This is a genomic window from Pararhodobacter sp. SW119 (assembly GCF_017811755.1).
In the GTDB taxonomy this organism is placed as follows: Bacteria; Pseudomonadota; Alphaproteobacteria; order Rhodobacterales; family Rhodobacteraceae; genus Pararhodobacter.
In genome coordinates this window covers 24,222-41,659 of sequence record NZ_JADDJF010000010.1, presented here as the reverse complement: position 1 = coordinate 41,659, position 17,438 = coordinate 24,222, and the positions used below count along the sequence as shown (strand labels likewise).

At 68.2% G+C, this 17,438-nt stretch carries 15 protein-coding genes; 9 read left to right on the top strand and 6 right to left on the bottom strand.

The features are described 5' to 3' along the window. Positions 1 to 17 precede the first annotated feature (17 nt). From IM708_RS08465 to IM708_RS08430, 8 genes are all read left to right on the top strand, one after another. Positions 18 to 911: a D-alanine--D-alanine ligase gene (locus IM708_RS08465; RefSeq protein ID WP_209426000.1), complete on the top strand. Its 894-nt coding sequence runs from the start codon at positions 18 to 20 to the stop codon at positions 909 to 911. Further along, positions 899 to 2,149: a cell division protein FtsQ/DivIB gene (locus IM708_RS08460; RefSeq protein ID WP_245243078.1), complete on the top strand. Its 1,251-nt coding sequence runs from the start codon at positions 899 to 901 to the stop codon at positions 2,147 to 2,149. The genes IM708_RS08465 and IM708_RS08460 overlap by 13 nt, the downstream gene beginning before the upstream one ends. Beyond that, the gene (gene ftsA, locus IM708_RS08455; protein ID WP_209425998.1) at positions 2,146 to 3,480 is read left to right on the top strand and encodes a cell division protein FtsA; all 1,335 of its coding nucleotides are present in this window, start codon (positions 2,146 to 2,148) and stop codon (positions 3,478 to 3,480) included. The genes IM708_RS08460 and ftsA overlap by 4 nt, the downstream gene beginning before the upstream one ends. 233 nt (positions 3,481 to 3,713) lie before the next feature. Next, complete coding sequence (gene ftsZ, locus IM708_RS08450) at positions 3,714 to 5,435, top strand: cell division protein FtsZ (protein WP_209425996.1); 1,722 nt, start codon at positions 3,714 to 3,716, stop codon at positions 5,433 to 5,435. Positions 5,436 to 5,882: 447 nt separating this feature from the next. Then, complete coding sequence (gene lpxC, locus IM708_RS08445) at positions 5,883 to 6,809, top strand: UDP-3-O-acyl-N-acetylglucosamine deacetylase (RefSeq protein ID WP_209425994.1); 927 nt, start codon at positions 5,883 to 5,885, stop codon at positions 6,807 to 6,809. A gap of 141 nt (positions 6,810 to 6,950) precedes the next feature. Further along, entirely contained in the window at positions 6,951 to 7,811 is an 861-nt protein-coding gene (locus tag IM708_RS08440; protein ID WP_209425993.1) for an outer membrane protein assembly factor BamD, read from the top strand. A 22-nt stretch (positions 7,812 to 7,833) separates the two neighbouring features. Next, positions 7,834 to 9,495, top strand: a complete 1,662-nt coding sequence (gene recN / locus IM708_RS08435) for a DNA repair protein RecN (RefSeq protein WP_209425991.1) — start codon at positions 7,834 to 7,836, stop codon at positions 9,493 to 9,495. A 21-nt stretch (positions 9,496 to 9,516) separates the two neighbouring features. Then, positions 9,517 to 9,888, top strand: a complete 372-nt coding sequence (locus tag IM708_RS08430; RefSeq protein ID WP_209425988.1) for a hypothetical protein — start codon at positions 9,517 to 9,519, stop codon at positions 9,886 to 9,888. Positions 9,889 to 9,922: 34 nt separating this feature from the next. Here IM708_RS08430 and IM708_RS08425 read toward each other — a convergent pair whose 3' ends face one another. The 3 genes from IM708_RS08425 to IM708_RS08415 all read right to left on the bottom strand — a co-directional run bounded on the left by IM708_RS08425 (position 9,923) and on the right by IM708_RS08415 (position 12,177). Next, the gene (locus IM708_RS08425; protein WP_209425986.1) at positions 9,923 to 11,113 is read right to left on the bottom strand and encodes a UbiH/UbiF family hydroxylase; all 1,191 of its coding nucleotides are present in this window, start codon (positions 11,111 to 11,113) and stop codon (positions 9,923 to 9,925) included. A gap of 58 nt (positions 11,114 to 11,171) precedes the next feature. After that, positions 11,172 to 11,432 carry a hypothetical protein gene (locus IM708_RS08420; protein ID WP_209425984.1) on the bottom strand — a complete coding sequence of 87 codons (261 nt, stop codon included), beginning with the start codon at positions 11,430 to 11,432 and terminating at the stop codon, positions 11,172 to 11,174. Positions 11,433 to 11,526: 94 nt separating this feature from the next. Next, positions 11,527 to 12,177 (bottom strand): pyrimidine 5'-nucleotidase, encoded by a 651-nt coding sequence (locus IM708_RS08415; protein WP_209425982.1) that lies wholly within the window; start codon positions 12,175 to 12,177, stop codon positions 11,527 to 11,529. A gap of 99 nt (positions 12,178 to 12,276) precedes the next feature. Here IM708_RS08415 and IM708_RS08410 point away from each other — a divergent pair, with 99 nt between their 5' ends. Next, positions 12,277 to 12,936: a GntR family transcriptional regulator gene (locus IM708_RS08410; protein ID WP_209425980.1), complete on the top strand. Its 660-nt coding sequence runs from the start codon at positions 12,277 to 12,279 to the stop codon at positions 12,934 to 12,936. Positions 12,937 to 12,958: 22 nt separating this feature from the next. Here the strand turns inward: IM708_RS08410 and IM708_RS08405 are convergent, their stop codons facing one another. The 3 genes from IM708_RS08405 to IM708_RS08395 all read right to left on the bottom strand — a co-directional run bounded on the left by IM708_RS08405 (position 12,959) and on the right by IM708_RS08395 (position 17,406). Next, the gene (locus tag IM708_RS08405; RefSeq protein WP_209426109.1) at positions 12,959 to 14,767 is read right to left on the bottom strand and encodes a glycosyltransferase family 2 protein; all 1,809 of its coding nucleotides are present in this window, start codon (positions 14,765 to 14,767) and stop codon (positions 12,959 to 12,961) included. 248 nt (positions 14,768 to 15,015) lie between these two features. Continuing rightward, complete coding sequence (gene carA / locus IM708_RS08400; RefSeq protein ID WP_209425978.1) at positions 15,016 to 16,188, bottom strand: glutamine-hydrolyzing carbamoyl-phosphate synthase small subunit; 1,173 nt, start codon at positions 16,186 to 16,188, stop codon at positions 15,016 to 15,018. Between the two features lie 186 nt (positions 16,189 to 16,374). Beyond that, complete coding sequence (locus IM708_RS08395) at positions 16,375 to 17,406, bottom strand: zinc-binding dehydrogenase (RefSeq protein ID WP_209425976.1); 1,032 nt, start codon at positions 17,404 to 17,406, stop codon at positions 16,375 to 16,377. Positions 17,407 to 17,438 lie beyond the last annotated feature (32 nt).

Genomic DNA, 17,438 nt, shown 5'->3' with positions numbered 1-17,438 from the left:
CGAGCAGGACAGCCCCCATGGTGGCGGTACTGATGGGTGGCATCTCGGCCGAGCGCGAGGTGTCCCTGTCTTCGGGGCGCATGTGCGCCGCCGCCCTGCGGGAGGCCGGATACCCGGTGGTCGAGGTCGATGCCGGCCGCGATCTTCCACATGTTCTGCTCAAGCATTCTCCGGATGTCGTCTTCAACGCGCTTCATGGCCGCTGGGGCGAGGATGGCTGCGTGCAGGGGGTGCTGGAATGGCTGGGCCTGTCCTATACGCATTCGGGCGTGCTGGCGTCGGCGCTGACCATGGACAAGGAGCGCACGAAGGCCGTCTACCGCGCCGCGGGCCTGCCGGTCGCCGAGAGCCGGCTTGCCGCCCGCGCCGAGGTCGAGGCCGCGCATCCGATGGCCCCGCCCTATGTGGTCAAGCCCTACAATGAAGGCTCTTCGGTCGGCGTCTACCTGGTGATGGAGGGCGCGAACCGCCCGCCCCGGCTTGCCGCCGAGATGCCCGCGACGGTGATGGTCGAGGCCTACGCGCCGGGCCGGGAACTGACCGTCAGCGTGCTGGACGGCCGGGCGCTGACCGTGACCGACATCGTGACCGACGGCTGGTACGACTATGACGCCAAGTACCGCCCGGGGGGATCCCGGCATGTCCTGCCGGCCGAATTGCCGAAGCGGATCTTCGACGCTTGCATGGATCACGCGCTGACCGCGCATCGGGTGCTGGGCTGCCGCAGCCTGTCCCGCACCGATTTCCGCTGGGACGAGGCGCGCGGGATGGAAGGTCTGGTGCTGCTGGAAACCAATACCCAGCCGGGGATGACGCCGACCTCGCTGACGCCCGAGCAGGCGGCGCATTGCGACATTTCGTTTCCCGATCTCTGTCGCCGCCTGGTGGAGGACGCCTCATGCGACCGCTGAGCGAGCCGCCGCTTTCGACCGAGCCCCCGCGCAAGCGCGCCGAGGGCAACGCCGCGACCATTCCGTTTCCGGCCGCGCCGCCGCCGCGGCCCTTCGACACGCCGGTCGACCTGCGCCTGATCCATGACGAGGACGACAACCCGGTGAGGCCCTGGGACGGGCTCGCCCCGGAGCCGGTCGACGGGCCGTTGCCGGATGCGATGCGCTTGAGCCAGGACGCACCGGTCACAAGCCCGGCCGAGGGCCTGCGCAGCAGCAGCGCCCCCGCCGCGCTTGGCGCGCCTGCAAGGATCGACCCCCCGCTCGTCGTGCCCGGATCGAGGCCCTCCGGGCCGCGTTCACGGCGGCGTGTGCACCCTGCGCCAAAGGACACTGCGACACCGCGCGATCCCTCACCCAGCCGGCTGGTCTACCGGATGCACCGGCTCTGGCTGACGCCGGCGGTGCGTATAGCCTTGAAGGCAGGGGTGCCGGCCCTTGCCCTGGCGGCGCTGATCGTTGTCACCTTCGCCGATGAGGGGCGGCGCCTGGCGATCGCCGAAAGCCTGCGCGAGATGCGCCTGGCCTTCGAAAACCGCCCCGAGTTTCAGGTCCGCACGCTGAGTGTGCACAGCGAGACGCCGGCTGTCGCCAGCGCGATCGCCGAACGTTTGGCGCTGGAGTTGCCGATTTCCTCCTTCCATCTGGACATGGAAGATCTGCGCGCGCGCGCCGAGGCGCTGGACGCGGTCGAAAGCGCGCGGCTGCGCATTCGCGGTGGCGGCATGCTGGAGGTCGCCGCGCAGGAGCGCGTGCCGGTCATGGTCTGGCGCAGCCGGAACGGGCTGAAACTGGTCGATGCCGAAGGCCACCGGGTGGCGCTGCTGACGACGCGCGCCGCGCGCCCCGATCTGCCGCTGATCGCCGGCGAGGGGGCGACGGCGGCAATTTCCGAGGCGCGCATCCTGCTGACCGCGGCAGGGCCGATCCAGCATCGCGTGCGGGGCCTTCTGCGCGTCGGAGAGCGGCGCTGGGACCTGGTCCTGGATCGCGACCAGCGCATCATGCTGCCCGAAAGCGGCGCGCTTCAGGCGCTCGAGCGCGTGCTGGCGCTGCATGCCGCGCAGGACCTTCTGTCGCGGGATATCGAGATCGTCGATCTGCGCAACCCGTCGCGCCCCACCATCCGCATGACCCCGGCCGCGATGGAAGCCCTCCATCAGATCCGGGGTGTCTCGACCGGAGCTTCCCGCCCATGACCGACCTTTACCAGACACAGCGCGCCATGCGGAACCTGCGGCGGATCGCCATGCAGCGCGGTGTCATAGCGGTGTTGGACATCGGCAGCTTCAAGGTCGCCGCGCTGATCCTCAAGTTCGACGAGTTCGCGGCCCCCGCCGAGGGATCGGGCGTGGGGGCGATGGCGGGGCAGGCCCGCTTTCGCGTGATCGGCGCCGGGACGACGCGGTCGCGGGGCGTGCGCTTCGGCGAGATTGCCGCGATGGCCGAAACCGAGCGCGCGGTGCGTACCGCATTGCAGAGCGCGCAGAAGATGGCGCAGGTCCGTGTCGATCACGCCATCGTCGCCTTCGCCGGGGGCGAGCCGCGATCCTACGGGCTGGAGGGACAGGTCGAGTTGGAAGGCCAACGAGTGAGCGAACAGGACATCGCGCGCGTTCTGGCCGCCTGCGAACTGCCCGATATCGGCCAGGGGCGCGAGGTTCTGCACGCGCAGCCGGTCAACTTCACGCTCGACCATAGATCGGGGTTGGCGGACCCGCGGGGGCAGGCCGGACAGGGGTTGAGCAGCGACATGCACCTTCTGAGCGTCGAGGCCGACGCGGTGCGCAACCTGGTCCATTGCATGAAGCGCTGCGATGTCGAAGTGGCGGGCCTTGCGGCCTCGACTTATGTCGCGGGGCTGTCGGCGCTGGTCGAGGACGAGCAGGAACTGGGTGCGGCGCTGATCGATCTGGGCGGCGGGTCGACCGGCGTTTCGGTCTTCATCAAGAAGCACATGATCTATGCCGATGCGGTGCGTCTGGGCGGCGCGCATGTCACCTCGGACATCGCCAAGGGGCTGCAGATCCCGCATTCCACGGCCGAGCGGATCAAGTGCCTGCACGGCGGGGTGCACGCGACGGGCAAGGACGACCGTGAACTGATCGAGATCGGGGCGGATTCGGGCGACTGGGAAAAGGACCGCCGGCGGATCACGCGCTCGGAGCTTATCGGGATCATGCGTCCGCGCGTCGAGGAGATGCTGGAGGATGTGCGCGCCCGCCTCGATGCGGCAGGCTTCGACCATTTGCCCAGTCAGCAGATCGTGCTGACCGGTGGCGCGAGCCAGGTGCCCGGCCTCGACGGTCTGGCGACGCGGATCCTGGGCCAGCAGGTGCGCCTGGGCCGTCCGATACGCGTGCACGGTCTTCCGCAAGTGACGACGGGGCCGGCCTTCTCGGCGCTGGTGGGGCTTTGCATGTTCGCGGCGCATCCGCAGGACGAATGGTGGGACTTCGACATCCCTGCCGATCGCTTCGCGGCGCGGCCGTTGCGCCGGGCGATCCGGTGGTTCCGGGACAATTGGTAACCACAACCCTTGGGGAGGCGACCGAGATGAGCGGAAAGTTGCGAAAAAGTGCTCCAGATATGGTGGCGTTTACCCTTTTTCTGGTGACGACTGCCCGGGCAGCGGGTAGGATCGGAAATTAGGCAAATCACCGGACAACCTTGGCGCCGTCCTTGGGAGAACCGGAAAACGGCCGAAACGGCCACGGACGGCAGGCGCGAGACCAGGCGGAAAAGAGACAGGCGGACATAGCGATGGCATTGAACTTCATTGAGAACCAGACGAACGAACTGAGCCCGCGGATCACGGTCTTCGGCGTGGGCGGGGCCGGTGGCAACGCGGTCAACAACATGATCGAGAAGAACCTCGAAGGGGTCGAGTTCGTCGTGGCCAATACCGACGCGCAGGCCTTGCAGCAGTCGAAGTCACGGGCCCGCGTCCAGTTGGGCGTGCGCGTGACCGAGGGGCTGGGCGCCGGCGCGCGGCCGTCGGTCGGCGCCTCGGCCGCCGAGGAGACGCTGGAGGAGATCGTCGATCACCTGGCCGGCGCGCACATGTGCTTCATCACCGCCGGAATGGGCGGCGGCACCGGCACCGGCGCCGCGCCGATCATCGCCCAGGCCGCGCGCGAACTTGGCGTGTTGACCGTCGGCGTCGTCACCAAGCCCTTCGCGTTCGAAGGCGCGAAGCGGATGCGCCAAGCCGAGGAAGGCGTCGAGGCGCTGCAGAAGGTGGTCGACACGCTGATCATCATTCCCAACCAGAACCTCTTCCGACTGGCGAACGAGAAAACCACGTTCACCGAGGCCTTCGCGATGGCCGACGATGTGCTCTACCAAGGCGTCAAGGGCGTCACCGACCTGATGGTGCGGCCGGGCATGATCAACCTCGACTTCGCCGACGTGCGCGCGGTGATGGACGAGATGGGCAAGGCGATGATGGGCACCGGCGAGGCCGAGGGCGAGGACCGCGCCCGCCAGGCCGCCGAGAAGGCGATCGCCAACCCGCTGCTGGACGAGATCAGCCTGAACGGCGCGAAGGGCGTGCTGATCAACATCACCGGCGGCTACGACATGACGCTGTTCGAGCTGGACGAGGCCGCGAATATCATTCGCGACAAGGTCGATCCGGACGCCAACATCATCGTCGGCTCCACGCTGGACCCCGAGATGGAAGGCGCGATCCGCGTGTCGGTTGTCGCGACCGGCATCGAGGCGCAGGCCGACGCCCTGACCCTGGACGTGCCGCGGCGCAAGCTGTCCGAACCGCTTGTGCCCGTGACCCAGGCCGAGCAGGCGCACCAGCCCGAGCCGCGCCATGAGCCGCGCCCGCAGATGCAGCCCGAGATGCGGCCGGAACCGCGGCACGAGCCGCGTCATGCCCCGGCTGCGCAAGCCGCGCCGGCGGCCAGCGTGCCGCCCGAGCCGATGCGCGAACGCCCGGCGGCGCGCCCGGCGGCGGGCTATCATCGCCCGCAGCCCGCGGCCGATCCGCGCCCGGTCGCGCAGGAGCCGGAGGTCTACGAAAATTACGCCCCGGAGCCTGTGCAGGACGAGCTGGATCTGCACCACCATCATGCGCATCAAGCCGCGATCGCGCGGGTGCGCGAGAACGTGCAGCGCCCCGCGGCACCGCAACCGCGCGTGCAGCCGGCGCCGGTCGCCGAGGGCCAGCCGCGCACACCCGGCACCCCCTCGCCTGAGACGCTGGCCCGCCTGCGTGAGGCGGTGTCGCGTCAACCGGCGCAGGGCTATCAGCGCCGCGCACCCGAGCCCCCGCAGCATCCGCAGCACGCGGGGGAGCGCAGCTCGCGTTTCGGGCTGGGGGCGCTGATCAACAAGATGGCCGGCACCGGCGCCGAGGCGACCGCCCCGAGGCACCAGCCGCCGGTCAGTTCCTACGACGAGGACCCGGAAATGCGCGAGGCCGAGGACCGGATCGAAATTCCGGCCTTCCTCCGCCGCCAGGCGAACTGAGCCGTTCGAGCAGCGAAACCGCCTGACTGAAGCCGGCGAAAGCCGGCTTCTTCTTTTTCCGGCGACTGTTTCAATCCGGTCCGCGGGGATGCAGGCAGACTGCCCCGGCCCCCGTGTAGGCGCGCGTGAGGCAGAAAATAGCGAAGCGTCCACGCGTGGACACTTTCCTAACCACTTGAAATTGAATTCGGAATCGCGCGAATTAACCGCAATGAAACTTTCTGCCGGGGGGCGTCAATTGTGCGCTTCATGCCCCTGCGAACGTACCGCTGTAGCCGGCAGGCGACGTATTTCAGCCTGTCGCAAAGCGTGAATTGAGCCCCGAACGGGGGATGTTTACATATTCGTCAAGAAGAAGGGGATGAACCCCGCCAGGCGACGGCCAAACGCCGCGCAGCATTTCCCGGTCCGCAACGAGCAGGGGCCGTAACAAAGAGCAGGTCCGCCGTGCAGACAACCATTCAGACAGCCGTGAGCTTCTCGGGCGTGGCGCTTCACGCCGGCGCAACCGTGACGCTGTGTGTGCGTCCGGCGGCGGCCGATACCGGGATCGTTTTCGAACGCCTCGACCTGGCGATGCCGCGCGCTGCGCGCCGCGTCCTGGTTTCGATCGACGCGCTGATCGAGACGAACCTCTGCACGCGGATCGGGAACGCGCACGGCGTGACCGTGTCGACCATCGAGCACCTGATGGCGGCATTGGCCGGTTGCGGCATCCACAATGCGCTGATCACGCTCGACGGGCCGGAAGTGCCGATCCTCGACGGTTCGGCCCGCCCGTTCGTCGACAGCTTCCTGCGCGCCGGCATTCGCCGCTTGGCCGCGCCGCTGGCCGCGATCCGCGTCCTTCGACCGGTCGAGGTGCGGATGGGCGACGCGCGCGCCCGGCTGGACCCGGCGCCGGAGCTGTCGATTGCCTTCGAGATCGACTTTCCAGACCGCGCGATCGGTCGGCAGGTCCTGGATCTTTCGTTGCGCAATGGTGCGTTCGTGCGTGAACTCAGCGACAGCCGCACCTTCTGCCGGCAGTCGGATGTCGAAACCATGCGGACGCAGGGCCTTGCACTTGGCGGAACCTACGAGAACGCCGTGGTCGTTTCCGGCGCGCGCGTTCTCAGCCCGGGTGGCCTGCGGCACCCGGACGAACCGGTGCGCCACAAGATGCTGGACGCGATGGGCGACCTGGCCGTGGCCGGCGCGCCGATCCTGGGGCGCTACACGGGCCACCGGGCAGGACATACGCTGACCGGGCGACTCGTTCGCGCGCTGCTTGCCGACCCCGCAAATTACGAGCGCATGCCTGTCGATGCCAAGACCGCGGCGATCCTGCCCGGAATCGGCATCGATCATGGTGCCTTGCACGCTGCCGCCTGAAGCCGCCACAGCTATGCACAAGGGCGCAAAGGCGTTTTGCGTGTCCGATTTTTCTGTGCTACGAGAACCTCGAACCGCATGCCGCAGGCCACCTGAAAAGGCCGCGCAGGTGGAGCAGATGTGTCAGGCAGGGTGCGTGCAATGACTGGGACGGGGGCGGGACGCGGCAGGACCGCAAGGCGGGCCACAATTCTGGCGTCGGCGCTGGTGATGGCATTGGCCGCCTGCGGCGACGGGGTCGGACGCGGCGAGCCGCTGGACGGTTTCAGCGCCGAGGAAATCTATCGACGCGGTGAATTCCTGCTGGAGACCGGATCGCGCGCGGAGCCGTCGTTGCGCTACTTCCAGGAAGTGGAGCGGATCTATCCCTTCACCGACTGGGCGCGTCGGGCGATCATCATGCAGGCCTACGCGCATCACCGCGATCGCAACTACGAGGAGGCGCGCGCCAGCGCGCAGCGTTTCCTGGACCAGTATCCGGGCGATCCCGATGCGGCCTGGGCGGCCTACATCCTGGCGCTGACATTCTATGACCAGATCGAGGATGTCGGCCGCGACCAGGGGCTGACGTTCCAGGCGCTGGTGCATCTGCGCCGCGTGATCGAGGAATACCCGAACACCGAATACGCCCGCTCTGCGGTGCTGAAGTTCGATCTGGCCTTCGACCATCTGGCCGCCAAGGAGATGGAGATCGGGCGCTACTACCTTCGGCGCGGCAACTACCCGGCGGCGATCAACCGGTTCCGCGTGGTCATCGAGGATTTCCAGACCACCACCCACACGCCCGAGGCGCTGCACCGGCTGGTCGAATCCTTCCTCGCGCTCGGTCTGCGCGACGAGGCGCAGACGGCGGCCGCGATCCTGGGGCACAACTTCCGCGCCAATCCGTTCTACGAGGACAGCTTCCGCCTGCTGACCCGCGCCGGGCTGGCCCCCGAGGCGCGCGGCGAAGGATGGCTGCGCACGATCTATCGTCAGACCATCCGCGGCGAGTGGCTCTGACTGCCGCGGCCAGGGCAGGGAGATGCTTCGAACCCTCGCAATCCGGGACATGCTGCTGATCGATCGGCTGGAACTGGAGTTTCGACCGGGGCTCAACGTGCTGACCGGCGAGACCGGGGCGGGCAAGTCGATCCTGCTCGATTCGCTGGGCTTCGTGCTGGGCTGGCGGGGGCGCGCAGAACTGGTGCGCGCCGGGGCCGCGCAGGGCGAGGTCGAGGCGGTCTTCGATCTGGAGCCGGATCACCCCGGGCGCGCGATCCTGCTGGAGGCGGGGATCGAGGCCGAGGATGAGCTGATCCTGCGCCGGATCAACACCCCCGACGGACGCAAGACCGCGTGGATCAATGACCGCCGCGCATCGGGCGAGGTGCTGCGCGGGCTGTCGGACACGCTGGTCGAGCTGCACGGTCAGCACGACGATCGCGGATTGCTGAACCCGCGCGGGCATCGCCAGCTTCTGGACGCGTTTGCCGGCGCCGAGGCGCTTCTGGCTCGCGCGCGGGCGGCGTGGCGGGACTGGCAGGCGGCGCGGAAGGCGCGCGCCGAAGCCGGGGAGCGGCTGGCGTCCCTGCGCGCCGAGGAAGACTGGCTGCGTCACGCGGTCGGCGAACTCGACAAGCTTGACCCGCAACCCGGCGAGGAGGCCGAACTGGACGCGCGCCGTCGCCTGATGCAGGCGGCGGAACGGCTGCGCGGCGACGTCGAGCGCGCGCGCACCGCGATGGGCGAGGACGGGGCGGAACGGCAGATCCTGGATGCGATGCGCTGGCTGGAGGACACCGCCGAGGGTGTGGACGGACGGCTTGACGCGGCTATCGCGGCGCTGGGACGCGCGCTGACGGAACTGGGTGACGCCCAGGTCGAGGTCGACGGCTGCCTGGACGCGCTGGACATGGACCCGCGGGCGCTGGAAGCCGCCGAGGAGCGGCTTTTCGCCCTGCGCGCGCTGGCCCGCAAGCACGGGGTCCTGCCCGACGATCTGGGCGCGCATGCCGGGGTGCTGCGTGAACGCCTTGCGCTTCTCGATGCCTCGGACAGTCGCGACGACGCCCTTGCCCGCGCCGAGACCGACGCCGAGGCCGCATATCGTGACGCGGCCCGGGCGCTGCGTGAGGCCCGCGCGCGCGCGGCGCGGGCGCTGGATGCGGCGATGGCCGCCGAGCTCGCGCCGCTGAAGATGGAGCGCGCGGTGTTTTCCACGCAGCTCACCGATGCCGAACCCGGGCCCGAGGGCAGCGATGCGGTGACCTTCGAGGTTGCGACCAACCCCGGGGCGCCGGCGGGACCGTTGAACCGCATCGCCTCGGGCGGGGAGTTGTCGCGGTTTCTGCTTGCCCTCAAGGTCTGCCTGAGCCGGGCAGGGAATGACCGGACCCTGATCTTCGACGAGATCGATCGCGGCGTCGGGGGCGCGACGGCGGACGCGGTCGGCCGGCGCTTGCGCGCGCTGGCCGCCGACGGGCAGGTGCTGGTGGTCACCCACAGCCCGCAGGTCGCGGCCTGCGGCGCGCATCACTGGCGGGTAGAGAAGCAGGTCCGCGATAGCGCGACATTCAGCCGCGTGACGGAACTATCCGCCGCGGCGCGAGTTGATGAAATCGCGCGGATGCTGTCCGGCGACACCGTGACCGAGGCGGCCCGCGCAGCCGCCCGCGCGCTGATCGAACCCGATGCGGCGGCCTGAAAAAAGAAGTAGGAGGGACATATGCGGCGATCCATCACGCTTGCGGTACTCGGCGGGGCGTTCGCCTTGGCCGGCTGCGCGGATTTTCCCGATCTGCGCCAGACACAACCCCGCGCCGTGGCGCCGGTGCAGTCCGCGCCCGCGCCGATGTCGCCGATGGGCGATATCGGGATCCGGCGCGCCGCTGGCGCAGCGGAAGCCGCCTGTGTCGCGCAGGGCGAATCGCAGGGCATGAATGTGCGATCGGTCGTCGGCACGCGCGAGGTGTCCGGCAGCGATGGCCAGCCCGCTTCGCGCGATGTGATGTTGCGGATCGCGCGCGGCCAGCAGGTCTTCGATGTGCGCTGCAACTATGATTACGCGCGCGCCGCAGCCCGCATCATGACACTCTGACGGGAAACCCCCGCCTGGCACCTCGTGCCGCCGTTCAGCGCAGTCCCATGCCGAGTTTCATGATCCCGCGGCGCACCGGCGCCACGCCATAAAGCAGGTTCAGCGCCGCGGCGCGCATGTCGCGCAGGGGGCGCGCCCCCAGCATCGAGGCGCGATTCAGCACGTCCACTCCGGCGATCCGCATCCTCACCTCGGGCCAGCGGCGGCGGTGGTAGGCGTCGAGCATCGTGGCACTGCCGAGCGTGTCGGGTGTCGCAAGGTCGAGCAGGACGTTCAGGTCAGCAAGGCTCATGTTCAGGCCCTGCGCCCCAATGGGTGGCACGACATGCGCGGCTTCGGCCATCAGCGCGGTCCGTTCGCCGGAGAATCGATCGGCGATCTGGCTGATGATCGGCCAGACAGTCAGCGGCGAATCCAGCGACAACGCACCCAAGACCGAGCCGGAGCGTTGCGTCATCTCGGCCTCGAACGCGGTGACCGACAGGGTCTGAAGGCGCGCGACCTCGGTGCCGGTTTCCATCCAGACCACCGCGGAGGCGTTCTTGCCGTCCCGATCGGGCAACGGAACCAGCGTGAAAGGCCCGCCGGAGCGATGGATCTCGGTCGAGACCATCTGATGCGGTTGGGGATGCGTGACGGTGAAGGCCAGCGCCTTTTGCCGGTAGCGCGTGGTCTTGACGCCGATCCCCAGCGCCTGCCGCATCGGTGAATTGCGCCCGTCGGCGGCGATCAGCAGTCGCGCCGAGACCGAGGTTCCGTCGCTGAGCGTGACACGGGCTTCGCCTTCGCGCGTGAACAGTCGCGCCGTCCCGACGCCGGGCCGGAAGTCGACTGTCGGCAGCTCGTTCAGGCGGGAAAGGAATTCGCGCCGCAGCAGCCAGTTCGGCAGGTTCCAGCCGAAGGGTTGGTCGGAGATATCGGCTGCGTCGAAGTCGTGGGCGACGCGCGGCACCGGCATGTCGCCACCGGCATCGACGATGCGCATGGTTTGCAGCGGCATGGCATGCGGGGCAAGTCGATCCCAGAGGCCGGCTGCCTGCAGGACCCGCACCGAGGGTTGCAGAAACGCGGTCGTGCGCAGATCGGCGTCGGGGGCGTCCTGCGCGGTAACGGGGGCGACCGGGTCGACACAGATGACGCGGTAGCCCGCCGCGCCGAAGGCCGCGGTCGCGGCAAGTCCGGCCACTCCGCCGCCCGAAACCAGGATATCCGTTGTTGCGCGCATGCCGATCCTCCGTCTGGTCGCGTTATAGTCTGGGGCGACAGGCGGGGCGAGGGTGCATTCAGCCGCGGGTGATGGCAATGAGCATCAGCATCACCGCCGGGGCGAGCCCGAGCGCCGGCAGGTAGAGCGCCGGCAGGCCCCAGATCAGGACCGCGCTTGCCCAGGCGGTGCCGAAGGCGAGCAGCAGGTAGAAGGGGAAGTCGGCATGCCCTTCGGCCAGTTCGCGTGCGATGGGGCCGATCAGCGGAATGCGACGCAGAAAGGGTTCGCGCTGCCTGCGGCTCGGGGAACGGGTCTGCGGATCGGTTTGAACGCTCATCTCGGCCTCCGGTAAACTCTGGTATTTGATGTAGGTTTTCCCTACTCGGGGTGAAGTCGGGAGTGCGGCGATGCGGCAACGCGTCGCGCCGGGGTCACAGCCGGTGGAGGAACCCGCTCAGATCGTTCGTGTGGTGGTGGATATGCGCGGCGTCCGCAGCCGGCAGGGCCTCGGGCGCGACATGGACGGTGCGCATGCCCAGTTCATGTGGCACGCGCAGATTGCGCGGATCGTCTTCGAACATCGCGGCCGCGCGCGGGTTCAGGCCGTCGGCGGTGAAAACCGTGTCGAAGGCCTCGCGCCGGGGCTTGGGATGAAATCCGGCATTCTCGACCCCGTAGACCGCGTCGAAAAGACCGGCAAGGCCGCGCGCCTCGATCACGCGTTCGGCGTAGGGGGCCGAGCCGTTCGTATAGACGATCCGCCGACCCGGCAGGCGCGAGATGCCCGCGTGCAGGCTTTCATCGGGGCTGAGGACCGAGAAGTCGATCGCGTGCACGTCGACCAGATAGGGGGCGGGGTCGATACCGTGGTGCATCATCAATCCCGCCAGCGTGGTGCCATAGTCGAGCCAGTATTGCTTGCGCAGCCGGTCGGCCTCGGCGTGGTCGAGACCGAGCATGCGCATGACATAGTCCGTCATCCGCCGATCGACCTGATCGAAGAGGCGCGCCTGGGGCGGGTAGAGGGTGTTATCCAGATCGAAGACCCAGGCCCGGACATGTGTAAAGGCATCGGCAACCATGCCCGACAGCTAGTGCGAAAACGGGATCGTCGCAAGTTTGGCGTGAAAAGCGGTTGCGGCAGGTCGGTGCGGGGCTAAGCTGGTGCGATGGAGTTGCACATGACGGAAACCCGCCCGACACAGGCTGACGCCTATTCGATGGTCCTGGCCGCAATCGACGAAGGGGTCTACCGGCCCGGCGACCGACTGGTCGAATCGGAGCTGGCGGAACGTTTCGGCGTTTCACGAACCCCGATCCGGGAGGCATTGCAGCGGCTTGAAACACAGTCACTTCTCACGCGGGACGGGCGTTCGCTGATCGTGGCCTCACTCGATCACAACCAGTTGGCGGAGTTGTACGTGGTGCGCGCGGAACTGGAGGGGCTGGCCGCGCGACTGGCCGCGCGGCACGCAACGATAGAGGAAGTACGCTTGTTGCGCGACATGGTGGCGGCCGACCGCGCGCTTGTCGCGGAGCCGAGCGCGCTGAGCCGGGCGAACAAGCGCTTTCATCGCCAGATCCACCTTGCCTCGCACAACCGGTTTCTGGTTCGGCAACTCGATCTGGTTCATCGCTCCATGGCGTTGCTGGCCTCGACCTCGCTCGCGGCGGAGGGGCGGGGGGCGGAGACGCTGGATGAGCATGCCGCGATCGTCGAAGCGATCGCCAGCTCGGACGGCGATGCGGCGGCGCAGGCGCTCAAGCAGCATATTTCGCGTGCGTTCGAAACAAGGTTGAAGCTCGAGTCAGGGGACCTGCGTCGGCTGGGCGACGCCTAAGGGGGCACAGGGGGGAAGGGTATCAGCTGCCCTGACCGCCGGCCAGCGCCGGCTGGAGCGCGCTGTCATGCAGGCCGTGGGTGGTCTTGTCCCAGTAGAACGGACGCGCGCCCATCTCGAACAGTCCCTTCCAGGCCGCGAACGTCGCGAGGGGGAAGTAGAGCGGCATCATCAGCACCCAAGGGCGCAGGCCGCGGTGGTCGCGCGCGTGCAGCGCGCAGAGATTGACCGTCAGGCTGGTGAGTTCGGCCACCAGAAAAAGCCCGGTCAGCGCGAGAACCGGCACGACCGCGGAGAGTGGGTGACCGAAGCCGACAAGGAGCAGCCAGAAAGTCCAGAGAACGGGCGCGAAAAGGAACTGGATGAGCATTCCGAGGAAGACCAGTTGAAAGCCCAGGAACTTCCGCCAGCCGAACTGCTGCCACAAAAGGACCGGATCGCGCATGTGCACCGCGTAGGTCATCGCGTAGCCTTTGAGCCAGCGCGAGCGCTGCTTTATCCACGGCACGATCCCGCAGTTCGCCTCTTCCAGCGTGACGGTTTCCATCAGTTCGGTGCGGTAGCCGTGGCGTGCGAGGCGTATGCCGAGATCGGCATCCTCGGTCACGTTGTGGGCGTCCCAGCAGCCCAGTTTCTCAAGGATTTCGCGCCGGAAGAAGAGCGTCGTTCCCCCCAGTGGCACCGCCAGACCGAGGCGTTGGAAACCCGGCAGCATCAGGCGGAACCATGAGGCGTATTCGATGGTGAAGCAGCGTGCGATCCAGTTCGTGCGAGGATTGTAGTAGTCGAGCACGCCCTGGATGCAGGCGAGGTCCGGTCCGGCCTCGGCGAAGCGCGCGGCAATGCGGTGCAATTGGTCATGGGCCGGGGCGTCCTCGGCATCGTAGACGCCGACGATGCTGCCCTGGGCGAAATCGAGCGCGTAGTTCATCGCGCGGGGCTTCGTCTTCAGCTTCGAATCGGGGACGACGATCACGCGCATCCACGCCGGCAGCCGCGCCCGGCGCAGCGCATTGCGCGTCAGGTGGTCGTTCTCCTCGATGGCCAGCAGCACGTCGAGCTTTTCGCGGGGCCAGGTCAGGGCGCCCAATCGGGCAACCAGTCGCGGCGCGATGTCGGGTTCGCGATAAAGCGGCACGAGGATCGAGATCACCGGGCGTTCCCGGCCAGGCAGGGGCGGGGTCGGGCGCGGCCGGGCGCGCGCGCGTAGCATGGTGGCCGCCGCGACGATCTTCAGCAGGGTTCCCGCCAAAAGGGCTAGGCCGACGATCGCCAGCAGCGTCAGGAAGACCGCGAGGGGCGCAAGCGCTGTCGCCAAAAGGCCGGCGGCAATCAAGGACCACAGGCCCAAGCCGAAGCGACTGGCCTTCCAGGTCCGGCAGCTTTCGCGCGCCGCGACGCAGGTTTCGGCGCTCTGCTTGAGGCTACCGCCCCTGATCTCGGCGATGGCACGGTGCAGATCGCGTTCACTGACCAGCGCCATCGCCAGCGGGCCGAACAGCTGCTGGAGCCCTTCCTTTTCCGCCGCGAAGGCCTCGGGGCGGGTTGTGGCAATCAGCGTCGCCCCGCCGATACGGCACCAGGGCAGATAGCCACGGCGCAGCCATTCCGACGCGTCCAGTCGGTCAAAGAGCCTTGGGTCCGGTGGCGTCAGATCGGGGTCCATCGCGGTGGTACGGTATTGCGTGGCCAAGGCCTGGGTCAGGGACCTTTCGCCGACAAGCCCCTCCAGCCGAAGGATATCGCGCAGGCGCACCTCGTCCCCATCCGCGGATTTGAGGGCGCGCATCAGGTCGGCTGGGCCAAGATCACCGGCTTTCACCAGCAACATGCCCAATGGGGTTTTCCAGGCCGGCGGTTGGGGCGGATCGAGTCGCGGCGGCTCAGGCGGCGCGCGCGGAACGTCCAGCGGGACCGGCCGGGCCGGCGTGGCCGCTTGCCAGACGGTCTGTTGCGTCGTGCCTGTCCGGCCAAATCCCATCGTCTTGCACGCCCCGGAAACAATACTCGCCAAGCTAGCGGAGGACGCTCAGGCTGTCGTGCAGGACTTTAACGCAAGGTTAACGGGGCGTGCGGCGATCAGGCAACCTTGCGCGTCTCCATCGCCGCCGCGAAACGCTGGAACAGGTAGTAGCTGTCCTGCGGGCCGGGGCTGGCTTCGGGGTGATACTGAACCGAAAAGACCGGACGATCCGCCAGCCGAATGCCGCAGTTCGAGCCGTCGAAAAGGCTGACATGCGTCTCGATGACGCCTTTAGGCAGGGTCTGGCTGTCCACGGTGAAACCGTGGTTCATCGAGGTGATTTCCACCTTTCCGGTTTCCAGATCCTTGACGGGGTGGTTGGCGCCGTGATGGCCGTGGTTCATCTTGACCGTCTTCGCCCCCAGGGCCAGCGCCAGCATCTGATGGCCGAGGCAGATGCCGAACACGGGCATGTCGCGTGTCAGGACCCCCTTGATCATCGGCACCGCATAGTCGCCGGTCGCGGCCGGATCGCCGGGCCCGTTCGACAGGAAGACGCCATCGGGGTTCAGCGCCAGCACGTCCTCGGCGGTGGCGGTGGCCGGCAGCACGGTCACTTCGCAGCCGGCCGACGCGAGGCAGCGCAGGATGTTGCGCTTCGCGCCATAATCGATTGCCACCACCCGGTGACGCGGCGCGGTTTGCGGGCGATAGCCCTCGGGCCAGGCCCAACGCATCTCGTCCCAGCGATAGCTTTGTCGGCAGGAGACATCCTTTGCCAGATCGAGTCCGACAAGTCCGCGCCATTCGCGGGCCTTGGCGATCAGGGCTTCGATGTCGAATTTCCCTTCTGGATCATGGGACAGGGCGACGTGCGGGGCGCCTTGCTGGCGGATGGCGCGGGTCAGCCGGCGGGTGTCGATTCCGCCGATGCCGATGCGCCCCTTGCGCGCCAGCCAATCCGCCAGATCGCCCGCGGCGCGCCAGTTTGAAGGAGCCGTCGGGTCCCATTTCACCACCATCCCGGCGGCGAAGGGATCGGCGGTTTCGTCGTCCTCGGGGGTGACGCCGACGTTGCCGATGTGCGGAAAGGTGAAGGTCACGACCTGCCCGGCATAGGAGGGGTCGGTGATGATTTCCTGGTAGCCGGTCATGGCGGTGTTGAAGACGAGTTCGGCAACGGTCTCACCCGTCGCGCCGAATCCGCGGCCGTAGAAGACGGTGCCGTCGGCAAGCGCCAGGCAGGCAGTGGGGCGGGCTTGGGCGTTGAAAACAAGGGGGGCGGGCATGGGCGTCTCCGGCGTTGTCGGGCACTGACTATGCCTTGTGGGGGGCGGAATCAAGCGCGCCCGTTGCCGCTGGGGCGTGGGCGACCGCCTAGGGATCACGTTCATGCCCCGTAACCGTCGAGCAGGAGCCTGGAAAGCCCCCGGAAACCTTTCATGAACGCCCCCGCAGCTCGGATCGGGGTCGGATCAGGGCGCCAGCAAGACCTTGCCCGCGCTCTTGCGGTAGGCCGGCAGAATCCCCTCAATCGCGTCGGGCAGCGGCAGGGTCGCGGCAATACGGGTCGACCAGGCGCCGCTGGCGAAGCGGTTCTGGACGCGGGCGATCAGCTCTGCGCGCCGCGCAGCCGATTTCGCCGGCAGCCAGGTCGAGAGCCAGAACCCCTCGATCCGCTTGTCCATGAAGATGAACTGCCCCATCTGTGTGAGCTGCGGCGCTTCGGACCCCATCTTGCCGTAGCTGACCCAGACCGCGCCGCGGGGCATCGCGAAGAAGAGATCGGCGGTGATCTGATCGCCCACCGCGTCGAGAAGGACGCGCGGCTTGTGGTCCTTCAGCGCCTTCTGCGCGGCCTCGGCAAAGTCGCCTTCACCGGACACCAGCACCTCGGCGGCGCCGAGGCCGTGCAGCGCTTCGCGGTCACCGGGGCGGCGGATCAAGGCGATGGGTTGCAGACCTTCGTCGCGCGCCAGCCCGAGGATCAGCCGACCGAGTTGCGAGCCCGCAGCGTTGACGATGAAGGATTTCGCGCCGCTGTCGCGCGCCGTCTCCAGAAGCGCGACGGCGGTCAGCGGATTGACGATCAGCGCCGCGCCGTCCGTGTCCTGCAGGTCCTTGCGCAGGGGGATGCAGAGCGCGGCGTCGCTGATCGCATGCGCGGCCCAGGTGCCGGTGCGCGTGCCCAGAAACGACACGCGCTGCCCGACCAGCGCCTCGGCTGTCTTGCCCTTGCCGGCGACCACCCGGCCCACGCCTTCGAACCCGGCGGCGAGCCCGGCGGTGCGCGGCTGGCCGTAGCCGCCCTGCACGAAGAACAGGTCCGAGGGGTTTACCGGCGCCAACGTCACCTCGATCAGGACCTGACCATCGGTCAGGTCGGGTAGCGGCACCTCGCGCAGTTCCAGATGCGGCGAGAGCGTTTCGGGTACCTGGGGCACGGGGGTCTTGGCGAAGCCGCCGTCGCGCAGCGCCAGCGCGGTGGTCGTCCGGGGCAGGGTCATCGGGGCGTCCTTCTGATCGGTCCTGTTTCGGG